This window comes from Saccharomonospora iraqiensis subsp. paurometabolica YIM 90007, from assembly GCF_000231035.2.
Lineage (GTDB): Bacteria > Actinomycetota > Actinomycetes > Mycobacteriales > Pseudonocardiaceae > Saccharomonospora > Saccharomonospora paurometabolica.
Genome location: NZ_KI912247.1, coordinates 297978 through 308086 on the forward strand (window position 1 = coordinate 297978; position 10109 = coordinate 308086).

The following is a 10109-nucleotide window of genomic DNA, read 5'->3' on the forward strand; positions in this document are numbered from 1 at the left end:
GCCGCAACGCCCGCACGGCGGCCGTCTCCCGGTCCGCACCGCAACCCTCGTCGCCGGGGTAGCAGGCCGCGTGCAGCAGCCGCGCACCCCGCCCCGGGCCGCGGTCCCGGAGAAGCACCCGCCGGACCCACTCCACCTGCGCACTCGTCGGCGCCACGAAAACGTCCGGTTCGGACGGTGCGGGGCCGTGCTCCAGCACGGCCGCCTCATTGCGGCTCATCGGCTTCCTCCCGTCGAAGTCGTCTCGCGCCGCGTCACTCGCGGCCGTCGCCGAACACGGCCATGTCCCGGGCGAGCCGGTCGACGTCGTGCTCGACCGGCGCCACACACGGCCCGTCCCCGCCGGCCGGGGACGGGGACGCGGGCGCAGCGCCCCCGTCCCCGGACACGGGCGGATCACACCCGGAACGCGGCACCGGCTCGTCGTGCTGCCGGTCGTCGGTGGTGGTGCGCAGTTCGGCGAGCACGGTGCTGATGCCGCGGGCGAGGTCGAGCGCGCGGCACAGCAGGTGCCTCTGGTGTGGGTGGGTTCACGTGTTCTCCGGCAGGCGTGGGATGTCGCAGGGCGGGAAGTCGTCGCGCACGCGCCACTCGTGGTCGCAGTGCCAGCAGGTCGGGTCGTGCCACCGGCCGTCCAGCTCCACGAAGTCGCGCCGCGCCGGGGTGACCTCGACGCCGCAGAGCGTGGTGAACGCGATCCCGGGATGCGCGGTGCCCACCGTCTCGGCGTCGTAGGCGTGCCGGCGTCCCTCGGCCTGCTGCCACCGGAACCTCTGCATCGATGCCCTCCCCCTGGTCACCGCGTCAGCGACGCGACGGCTCTGCCACTGGAGGACACGCTGTCTGTCTACGGTTCGTAGCTGCAATCTCCCGAAGGGGTGATTCGGCCGAAGTGCCGACTGCCCGTCTCACCTGGTCGGCAACGTCGAGAACGGGATAGCATGACCGACGCACCGACCACTAGGCCGGTGAAGTGGACCCGGCAGCCTTCCGGACGGTGGGCGGGCCGGGTTTCGCATGTTCGGACCTCACACCGCCGAGATTCGTCGGAGGCGGTCAACAACGACCGCTTCTCGCTTCCGAGGGCGGGCCTGTCTACCGAGAGCAGTCCGCTCTCCCGATCGTGTGACTTGTTTTCGTTGTGTGGGGATGACTAACTGTGTGCCATGCCCGTCGACGCCAACGGCATGACCACCCGCGCCCGCGCGCTGACCGCGGCGATCCGCGACCTTCTCGATGACTCCGAACTGAGTGGCCGCGAGATCTCGCAGCGGCTGGGCTTCAGCCACGGCATCGTCTCGCACTGGGTGACCGGCCGTCGACTGCCGAGCCCGGAGGACATGGCCTCACTGCTGACGCTGCTGGGCGTCACCGGCGACGAGAAGCAACGCCTCATCGACCTCGCCCGGCACGCGGCGGAGCCGAACTGGCTGGTCGTGGGCATGCCGGGCCTGCCGCAGCAGTTGGCGGGGGCCATCGAGTCGGAACGCTCGGCGTCGGCGATCACGCAGTGGTCGAGGGACATTCTCCCCGGGCTGCTCCAGACCGCCGACTACGCCCGAGCGCTGGCCATGGCCAGCGGGTTGCCGCTGAACGAGGTCGAGGGCCGAGTCATGCTCCGGATGGGCCGAGCCGAGGTGATCACCCGACGACAACCCGTAGAGTTCCACGCGCTGATAGCCGAAGACGCTGTGCGGGAGCGGATCGCGATACCGGAGGTGATGGCCGACCAGCTGCGGCACCTCCTCGCGATGGCGGCCCGCCCGAACATCACGATCCAGATCGTGCCGCCGCACATCGGTTGGCACCCCGGCCTACTCGGCCCGTTCGTCCTGTACGACTTCCCGGAGGCTCCGCCCGTGGTGCACTTCGAGCACTACAGCTCCGGGGCCTTCGTCCTGGATGAGGACGACGTGCAGGAGTATCGGGCCGCTGTCAAGACCATCTGCGGGATGGCGAGAACCCCGGCGCAGTCGACCGAGTTCCTCGCCGAGATCGCGGAGAGTTTGGAGCACACGACGACATGAACGCCCCGCTGGTGTGGAAGAAGAGCAGCTACAGCGGTCCGAACGGTGACTGCGTCGAGTTCGCCGCCGTCGCCGATGGCAGCGACGATGTCCTGATCCGGCATTCGAAGCACCCGGACGCGACCCTCATCCGGTACACGGCCGCCGAGTGGCGGGCGTTCCTCGCGGGCGTCAAGGACGGCGAGTTCGACCTGTAGCCCTCGGACACTCAGCGGCCCCGGCAGACCAGCGGATGCCGGGGCCGCTGTGCTGTGTTCCTGCGCTGCCCACCGTGGTGTCTACGACCGGTAGCCGTTATTGTCCCCATCGTGTGACTTGTCATGCTACATGTCGGGATGACTACGCTGTGCCATGTCCGTCGACGTCAACGGTATGACCACCCGAGCCCGCGCACTGACCGCGGCGCTGCGCAAGCTGCTCGACGACTCGAAGCTGAGTGGTCGGGCGATCTCCCAACGGTTGGGGTTCAGTCATGGGATCGTCTCGCACTGGGTCACCGGCCGTCGGCTGCCGGGCCCGGAGGACATGGCGTCGTTGCTGACGTTGCTGGGTGTCACCGGGGATGAGAAGCAACGCCTCGTCGACCTCGCCCGGTACGCGGCCGAGCCGAACTGGCTGGTCGTGGGAATGCCGGGCATTCCACAACAGCTGGCCGGCGCGATCGAGTCGGAACGCTCGGCGTCATCCATCGTCGAGTGGGCGCCGCACGTCGTCCCCGGTCTGTTGCAGACGGCGGAGTACGCGCGCGCCCTGGCGAACGCGATCGAACTACCGCCGCACGAGGTCGACGCGCGGGTAATGCTGCGCGTCGGACGCTCGGAGGCGATCACCCGGCGGGACCCGGTGATGATGCTGGCGTTCGTGGGTGAGGGCGCGATCCACGAGAGGATCGGCTCCCCCGGGGTCATGGTCGACCAGCTGCGCCACCTGGTCATGCTGAACGCGCGGAGCAACGTCACGATCCGGCTCGTCCCGCCGCGCGTGGGTTGGCATCCGGGGTGGGCGGGGCCGTTCGTGTTGTACGACTTCCCCGACGCGCCTGCGATGGTGCACTTTGAGCACTACAGTTCCGGGGCGTTCGTCCTCGACGGGGACGATGTGCGGGCCTACCGGCACGCCGTGGAACTCATGCGAGAGGTCGCGCGGACTCCCGAGGAGTCGACCGACCTGCTCGTGACCACCGCAGACGAATTGGAGCGCGCGACAGCATGACGGCACCTCTGGCGTGGACGAAGAGCAGCTACAGCAACCCGAACGGCAACTGTGTCGAGTTCGCCGCCGCCACGGACGGCAGCGGCGATGTCCTGATTCGGCACTCGAAACACCCGGAGGCGGGTGTCATCCGGTACACGGCCGCCGAGTGGCGGGCGTTCCTCGCGGGCGCCAAGGACGGCGAGTTCGACCTGTAACGGGCAAGCGTGCAGCGGCACCGGCACGTCCGGTGCCGCTCCGGCTAGCTTGTCCCGAATCCTGATCCACCAGCGGCGCGGTGGCGCATGCAGGGAGACGTCCGATCTCGCTGAACGGGCGCCGAACCGGCGGCGGGAACCGCCATACATTCTGCTTGGCTCGGTGGCCCATTTCGGACTGTTCGCCGACGGGCGCATCACTGTTCCGGGTGGAATCCGGGTGTGTCCCGGAATCATTCCCGCAGGTCCTCGCCAAAGGTCCCTAACGTCCCCGGCACGGGATGCGTTTCCCGTGCCGTCTCGGACCGGGCCGTCCGTGTCCGGTGGGTGTTGGGAGAGGAGGCCAGGCTTTGCGAAAGACGTTCGCACTGGTGGCGGTGGTGGTCGTGGCGCTCACCGGGACGGTGGGGACGGCGTCGGCGCACGGAAGCGTCACCGATCCGCCGTCGCGGGTGTACGGCTGCTACGAACGCTGGGGTGACGACCACCTGTCCGCGGAGATGGCCGAGCGGGACCCGATGTGTCACCAGGCGTGGCAGGCCGATCCGAAGGCGATGTGGAACTGGAACGGTCTGTACCGCAACGGCGTCGACGGTGAGCACCGCGGCGCGATCCCGGACGGGCAGCTGTGCAGCGGCGGCCGCACCCGGGACGGCCGCTACGCCGCCTTCGACGCGGTCGGCGAGTGGAAAGCCGCGGAACGGGACAACACCTTCTCCGTCACCGTCCGCGACGGTGCCCGGCACGGCGCCGACTACTACCGCGTCTACATCACCCGGCCGGGCTTCGACCCCACGATGCACCCGCTGACGTGGCAGGACCTGCGCGTCGCCCGGGAGGTCGGCCCGGTCGGGAAGGTGGAGAACTTCACCTTCGAGGTGAACGCGGGCGAGCGCACCGGCCACCACATCGTCTACACCATCTGGAAAGCCGCCCACATGGACCAGACCTACTACCTCTGCAGCGACGTCCGCTTCACGGGCGAGTGACCGAGCTGGTCACCCCGGGTGTTGGCGCGAAGGACTCCTTCACTGCACTCAACGCAGGGAAGGAGTCCCTCGCGGCGTCGGACGCAGGGAAGGGGTCCTTCACGACACACCCAACGGGGGGCCGCCGGTGAGGCCGGTGAGGGTGACGGTCAGGCAGCGGGTCACCTGGTCGGGTGGGGTGTCGAGTTCCACCAGGCGGGCCAGGGCGGTGAGCAGGCACAGGACGTCGTCGGCGGTGACCTCGCCGCGCAGCGCGCCCTCGGCGTGCGCGGCGGTGACCAGGTCCTCCACCAGGGGACGCAGGGAGCGGTCGCAGGCCGAGAGGCGGCCGGCCTCGGTGGTGGCCGCGGCCAGGTTCTCCAGCACCGCGCGGTCGCCGCGCTGGTAGGTCAGGGCGTCGGCGACGAACCCGGCCAGCGCGTCCCACGCCGTGGGCCGGGTGCGGGCCACGGCGCGGGCCTGCTCCACCCACTGCGCGTAGCTCTCCGCGACCAACGTCTCCAGCAGCGCGTCCTTCGACGGGAAGTGCCGGTACAGCGTGCCCATGCCCACCCCGGCGCAGCGGGCGACCTCGCGCACGTCCACCGCCTGCCCGCGCTCGGAGAACGCCACGGCCGCCGCGCGCAGGATCGCGGCGCGGTTGCTCACCGCATCGCGCCGTCGCGGCGCGGCGGCGGTGGCATCCTCGGGGGGCGCGTTCTCGCGCGTCGTCTGCCGGGTCACGCCCACATCGTAGGGCCACGGCGGGCCGCCACGCACCAAGCGGAACATCTGCTCCGCTCCGGGTACAGTGGGACGAGTCAATCCGGAGCGCACGCTCCGCGCGGTGGTCGCCGGAAAGGTGGAAGTTCGTGACCCCTGTCCTGTCCGTCCTCGACCTGGCCATGGTCGGCAAGAACGAGACGAACCGCGAAGCCCTGGACGCCGCCGTCGTGCAGGCTCAGCGCGCCGAGCAGCTCGGCTACCACCGTGTCTGGTACGCCGAGCACCACAACATGAAGGCCATCGCCTCCTCGGCCACCAGCGTGCTCATCGCGCACGTCGCCGCACACACCCGCAGCATCCGGCTCGGCTCGGGCGGGGTGATGCTGCCGAACCACGCCCCGCTGACCATCGCCGAGCAGTTCGGCACCCTGGCCACGCTGCACCCGGACCGCATCGACCTCGGCCTCGGGCGTGCCCCCGGCACCGACCAGAACACCCTGCGTGCCCTGCGCCGGGACGCCAATTCGGCGGACTCGTTCCCGCAGGACGTGCAGGAGTTGCAGGCGTTTCTCGGCGAGCGCAGCGCCATCCCCGGGGTGGAGGCCGTCCCCGGCAAGGGCACGAACGTCCCGCTGTACATCCTCGGCTCGTCGCTGTTCGGCGCCCAGCTCGCCGCGATGCTCGGCCTGCCGTACGCGTTCGCCTCGCACTTCTCCCCGGACGCGCTGGAGCAGGCCGTGGCGGTCTACCGGGAGAAGTTCCAGCCGTCCGACCAGCTCGCCGAGCCGCACGTCATCGCCGGGGTGAACGTGCTGGCCGCCGAGTCCGAGGAGGAGGCGCAGGAGCAGTTCACCGTGGTCAAGCGGCAGCGGGTGCGGCTGCTGGTCGGCCGGGGACGCAACTTCACCGACGCCGAGGCCGACGCGATCCTGGACTCCCCGCAGGGCGGCCAGCTCAAGAACATGGTCCGCTACAGCGCCGTCGGCACGGCCGAGCAGACCAAGCGCTACCTCGACGAGTTCGCCACCCACGCCGACGCCGACGAGCTGATCACCGCCCACCAGGGGCCGACGCCGAAGGACCGCATCCGGTCGATGGAGCTGCTGGCCGAGGCCACCGGCCTCGGCGGGTGAGCCCGGAGGGGCCGCCGACCTCGTCGAATCGGCCCCGCCACGTCGTCCGGGGTGGCATGATGCGCTCCCGTCGTCCCGTCGGCGCCGGGGGAGAAACGGGCGCGGACGAGCGACCGACTCGTCTCACGGGTGCCCGCGGGCGGTGGTCCGCGGGGTTGACGTCACGGGGGTGACATGACCGGGGAACCCGGAGAACAGGACGACGACATGGCGACACACGAGGAGACGCTGGCGCAGCTGTACCAGGGTGTGGAGCAGTGCACGAACATCCACAACGCGGTGCAGCACGCCCTGTCGATGGCGGGCGGCCTGTCCGACCTGCTGCGCAACAGCCTCGGCGGCACCGCGGCCCACGACGAGGTCGGCGGCTACTGCGAGAGCGTGCTGGCCCAGCTCGAACTGTCCGCCCAGTCGGTCGAACAGACCAGGCACGCCCTCGACACGCTCATGGTGCGCTTCGAGGGCATGACGTAGTCGCCGCGCGCGCACGGAAAATGCCGTGCCCGGCCCGGCGGTGGCGGAGCACCATGGGCCGATGCTGGACGCACATTTTCCCGTGTTCGGGCTGCGCCTGCGCACCCCGCGGCTGGAGCTGCGCCTGCCCGGGGGCGAGGAGCTCGCGGCGCTGGCCGACCTGGCCGTTGACGGCGTCCACCCACCCGAGGTGATGCCGTTCCTGCATCCGTGGACCGACCGGCCGCCTCTCGAACGGGCGCGCGGGGTGGCGCAGAACCACTGGCGTGCGCTGGGCACCTGGGAACCGGCGGATTGGCGGTTGCCGCTCGTCGTGCTCGACGACGGCCTCGTCGTGGGTTTGCAGGAGCTCACCGGGCGGGACTTCGCCGTCACCCGCGTGGTCGGCAGTGGGTCGTGGCTCGGGCGGCGGCACCAGAGGCGTGGGCTCGGCACCGAGATGCGGGCGGCGGTGCTGCACCTCGCGTTCGCCGGGCTGGGCGCGGAGGAGGCCGTCACCGGTGCCTTCGCGGACAACGCCGCCTCCCTGGCGGTGTCGCACAAGCTCGGCTACCGGCCGGACGGGATCGCCCGGTACGCCGTGCGCGGAGCACCCGCCGTCGAGCAACGGCTGCGCTTGAGCCGTGCCGACTGGCGGCGGCACCGCGCGGTGGACGTGGAGATCGCGGGGCTCGGCGAGGCGTGCCGGGCGCAGTTCGGCGTCGGGTCCTGACCCGCCCCGGTTGCCGGACGCGCCGGGCGGGTACCGGACGATGGGACGGCACGCCCACAGCCGATGCGAGCAGGAGGACGACGACGGTGACCTACCACGCGGCGGTGCGGACGGTGGCTCCGGACGGTTCCGATGACGTCCGGGAGGTCCCGGTCGCGGGGGCCGACGACGTCGACGAGCTGCTCTCGCTGCTGTCCGGCGAGGAGGTGTACACCGCGACGGTGCACGAGGGGGAGGACGACCCGGCGCTCGACGTGCAGATCCACGAGAGCTGGGGATACCTGCTCTATTCCGGTGACGAACTGCTCGCCTACAGCGTCGGTGACCCGGAGTCGCCCGCGCTGTCCGACGTCTCCGAGGCCCAGTTCCCCAAGGGCAGCGGCGTGCCGCTGGAGACGTTGCGCACGGCGCTGGTCGAGTTCGTCACCAGCGGCGGCGGCGCCCCCGGATCGGTGGGCTGGCAGGACGCGCTGACCGCGCACGAGGGCTGAGCCGTCGCGGGTGGTCAGTCGGTGCTGCCGGTGGCCTCCCGCACGGCGGTGTACACGTCGGACAGTCGGCCGGGCCAGTCGCGCCGGACGGCCTCCCACGCGGCGCGCAGCGACACCCGCCGGGCGAGCACGATCACCGGGGCCTCGCCCCAGTGGGTCGCCACCACGGTGCCGGTGCGGTCCGGCTCGTGCGGGAAGGGCGCCCCGCCGGGCAGGAAATCGACGGTGAGCGTGGCCGTCGCGGGCAGCCCCGCGCTCGTGCCCGCGCTGGGCGACTCCCCCGAGGCGGTGAGGTCGTCGGTGACACCCCCCATCGCGGCGCGGTAGCCGCGCAGGCTGTGGCGCAGGTGCGGCTCCGTGGGCATCGGGCAGTCCGGGTACGCGGCGTTGTAGGCCTGCACGGAGGCGAAACTCTCTGGGGTCACGACCGGCAATCCTACCCTGACGTTAGGGAAGGTTTACGGCTCGCCCGGCCCTCCGGAACCGCCGTCCGGTGTGGACGACGGAGTGCCCGTTCGGAGACGTCGGGACGGCCGGTCCGGCGGGTTCCGGTCGCTACACTGGGTGTGCCGGGCGGGACCGTTCCGGCGGAGCGGGGAAGGCGTGATGCGCGTGTCCGGGAGCCCGGCCGACGACGGGGCGGATTCCGACGAGCGGCTGGACGCCGTCGAGGCGGCGTTGACGAAGAGCAAGCGCTACAGCGGCCTCGCCCCGGCCACCGTGCGGCGGGTGGCCCGCAGGGCGCTCGTCTCGTCCGGGGGTGACGTCACCGACGCCGTCAAGCGCACCAAGCGCGGTCTGCACGAGATCTACGGCGCGTACGTCCCCGGCGGGGCGCCGCCGTACCGGAGCATCCTGCGCAAGCTCGAGGAGGCGGTCGCCGACGCCGACCCCGGCGGGGCCGACGACGCCGTGTCCGGCGGGGCCCACGACACCGCCTCCGGCGGGGCCGACGAGCGCACGCGGGAGGTGCTGGTCGGGGCGATGCGCGCGCACGCCAGCACGCGGGAGCGGCTGCCGTCGCTGGAGCGGTTCTACCGCGAGATCTTCGACCGCGTCCCGGTACCCGCGACCGTGCGGGACCTCGCGTGCGGGCTCAACCCGCTGGCCGTGCCGTGGATGGGACTGCCCGCCTCCACCGTGTACCGGGCCTCGGACATCGACGCCCCGCAGATGGAGTTCCTGGACCGCGCCCTGGACCTGCTCGGCGTGCGGCACGAGACCGCCGTGGCCGACCTGCTCGACGAGCCGGTGTCCGCACCGGCCGACCTGACACTGCTGCTCAAGACCGTGCCGTGCCTGGAGAAGCAGCGCACCGGGGCGGGGTGGGAGCTGCTCGACGCGGTGAACTCGCCCACGCTGGTGGTCACCTTCCCCACCAAGTCGCTCGGCCGACGGTCGAAGGGCATGTTCCAGACCCACTCGACGGCGTTCGAGCAGTTCGCGGCCGAGCGCCCGTGGCGCGTCGAGAGCTTCGAGACGGACAACGAGCTGGTGTATCTCGTGCACCGGTGACCACGTCCCGCACTCCCTCCCACCACCGCCCGTAGCACGGCACTCCGGTGAAGGCCGACACGATGTGTGTGCACGCATGGTCACGAAAACGGTACGGTGGGCGACGACGGCCGGAGGGAAGTGAGGTCCGCGAGCGTGCGTGAGCACATGCGCATCGGCGAGGTGTCCGCCCGTACCGGGCTGTCGTTGCGCACCATCCGCTACTACGAGGAGGTCGGGCTCGTCCCCCCGAGCAGTCGTACCCGGGGCGGCTTCCGCCTGTACACCGAGCCGGACGTCGAACGGCTCGACCTCGTCACCCGGATGAAACCGCTGGGCTTCGCGCTCGACGAGATGCGGGAACTGCTCGCGCTGCTGACCCCGCCGGACCCCGGCACGGACGGGGGTGGACGCACCGAGCGGGACCGGCGGCGGCTGCGCGAGTTCGCCGAGATCGCCGAACGCCGCTGTGCCGAACTGCGCGAGGAACTCTGCGCCGCCGAGGCGTTCACCGCCGCGCTGCGGGACGCACTCGCGGACGACCGGTCCCACGACACGGGGTGAGCTCCGGGGCGGGCGCGCCGTCCCGGAGCTCACCGGGCCCGGGACACTCAGGCCGGTGGTCCGGCCAGGGTCGTGGCGACGGCCTCCAGGGTGTCGACGGCCTCCAGCCGC

General features: G+C 71.4%; 16 protein-coding genes. 11 read left to right on the forward strand and 5 right to left on the reverse strand.

Annotated features, from left to right (window positions below):
- The 3 genes from SACPADRAFT_RS33055 to SACPADRAFT_RS0215740 all read right to left on the reverse strand — a co-directional run.
- On the reverse strand, positions 1–220 hold a 220-nt coding region (locus tag SACPADRAFT_RS33055; protein WP_007025142.1), incomplete at its 3' end, for a hypothetical protein.
- A gap of 34 nt (positions 221–254) precedes the next feature.
- Positions 255–467 carry a hypothetical protein gene (locus SACPADRAFT_RS0215735; protein WP_007025141.1) on the reverse strand — a complete coding sequence of 71 codons (213 nt, stop codon included), beginning with the start codon at positions 465–467 and terminating at the stop codon, positions 255–257.
- 63 nt (positions 468–530) lie between these two features.
- A complete protein-coding gene (locus tag SACPADRAFT_RS0215740; RefSeq protein ID WP_007025140.1) occupies positions 531–779 on the reverse strand; it encodes an HC3 family zinc finger protein in 249 nt (82 codons plus the stop codon).
- 387 nt (positions 780–1166) lie between these two features.
- Between SACPADRAFT_RS0215740 and SACPADRAFT_RS0215745 the strand changes: the two genes are divergently transcribed.
- From SACPADRAFT_RS0215745 to SACPADRAFT_RS0215765, 5 genes are all read left to right on the forward strand, one after another.
- A complete protein-coding gene (locus tag SACPADRAFT_RS0215745) occupies positions 1167–2027 on the forward strand; it encodes a helix-turn-helix domain-containing protein (RefSeq protein WP_007025139.1) in 861 nt (286 codons plus the stop codon).
- Positions 2024–2224 (forward strand): DUF397 domain-containing protein, encoded by a 201-nt coding sequence (locus SACPADRAFT_RS0215750; RefSeq protein ID WP_007025138.1) that lies wholly within the window; start codon positions 2024–2026, stop codon positions 2222–2224. Before SACPADRAFT_RS0215745 ends, SACPADRAFT_RS0215750 begins: the two co-directional genes overlap by 4 nt.
- 154 nt (positions 2225–2378) lie before the next feature.
- Complete coding sequence (locus SACPADRAFT_RS0215755) at positions 2379–3239, forward strand: helix-turn-helix domain-containing protein (protein WP_007025137.1); 861 nt, start codon at positions 2379–2381, stop codon at positions 3237–3239.
- Complete coding sequence (locus tag SACPADRAFT_RS0215760; RefSeq protein WP_007025136.1) at positions 3236–3436, forward strand: DUF397 domain-containing protein; 201 nt, start codon at positions 3236–3238, stop codon at positions 3434–3436. Before SACPADRAFT_RS0215755 ends, SACPADRAFT_RS0215760 begins: the two co-directional genes overlap by 4 nt.
- Positions 3437–3786: 350 nt before the next feature.
- Positions 3787–4425, forward strand: coding sequence for a lytic polysaccharide monooxygenase auxiliary activity family 9 protein (locus tag SACPADRAFT_RS0215765; protein WP_007025135.1), 639 nt, complete (start codon positions 3787–3789; stop codon positions 4423–4425).
- Positions 4426–4524: 99 nt separating this feature from the next.
- On the opposite strand, the gene SACPADRAFT_RS0215770 is transcribed toward SACPADRAFT_RS0215765, so the two are convergent.
- The gene (locus tag SACPADRAFT_RS0215770; RefSeq protein ID WP_007025134.1) at positions 4525–5196 is read right to left on the reverse strand and encodes a TetR/AcrR family transcriptional regulator; all 672 of its coding nucleotides are present in this window, start codon (positions 5194–5196) and stop codon (positions 4525–4527) included.
- Positions 5197–5276: 80 nt separating this feature from the next.
- On the opposite strand from SACPADRAFT_RS0215770, the gene SACPADRAFT_RS0215775 reads away from it, so the two are divergent.
- From SACPADRAFT_RS0215775 to SACPADRAFT_RS0215790, 4 genes are all read left to right on the forward strand, one after another.
- Positions 5277–6263 carry an LLM class flavin-dependent oxidoreductase gene (locus tag SACPADRAFT_RS0215775; RefSeq protein WP_007025133.1) on the forward strand — a complete coding sequence of 329 codons (987 nt, stop codon included), beginning with the start codon at positions 5277–5279 and terminating at the stop codon, positions 6261–6263.
- A gap of 174 nt (positions 6264–6437) precedes the next feature.
- On the forward strand, positions 6438–6737 hold the full coding sequence (locus SACPADRAFT_RS0215780) for a hypothetical protein (protein WP_007025132.1): 300 nt from the start codon (positions 6438–6440) through the stop codon (positions 6735–6737).
- 61 nt (positions 6738–6798) lie between these two features.
- Positions 6799–7449, forward strand: coding sequence for a GNAT family N-acetyltransferase (locus tag SACPADRAFT_RS0215785; protein WP_007025131.1), 651 nt, complete (start codon positions 6799–6801; stop codon positions 7447–7449).
- An 86-nt stretch (positions 7450–7535) separates the two neighbouring features.
- Positions 7536–7940 carry an Imm1 family immunity protein gene (locus SACPADRAFT_RS0215790; protein ID WP_007025130.1) on the forward strand — a complete coding sequence of 135 codons (405 nt, stop codon included), beginning with the start codon at positions 7536–7538 and terminating at the stop codon, positions 7938–7940.
- Positions 7941–7954: 14 nt separating this feature from the next.
- Here the strand turns inward: SACPADRAFT_RS0215790 and SACPADRAFT_RS0215795 are convergent, their stop codons facing one another.
- Positions 7955–8365, reverse strand: coding sequence for a hypothetical protein (locus tag SACPADRAFT_RS0215795; RefSeq protein ID WP_007025129.1), 411 nt, complete (start codon positions 8363–8365; stop codon positions 7955–7957).
- Between the two features lie 181 nt (positions 8366–8546).
- Here SACPADRAFT_RS0215795 and SACPADRAFT_RS0215800 point away from each other — a divergent pair, with 181 nt between their 5' ends.
- Positions 8547–9455 (forward strand): class I SAM-dependent methyltransferase, encoded by a 909-nt coding sequence (locus SACPADRAFT_RS0215800; RefSeq protein WP_007025128.1) that lies wholly within the window; start codon positions 8547–8549, stop codon positions 9453–9455.
- A 147-nt stretch (positions 9456–9602) separates the two neighbouring features.
- Complete coding sequence (locus tag SACPADRAFT_RS0215805; RefSeq protein ID WP_051442476.1) at positions 9603–9998, forward strand: MerR family transcriptional regulator; 396 nt, start codon at positions 9603–9605, stop codon at positions 9996–9998.
- Positions 9999–10109: the final 111 nt, after the last annotated feature.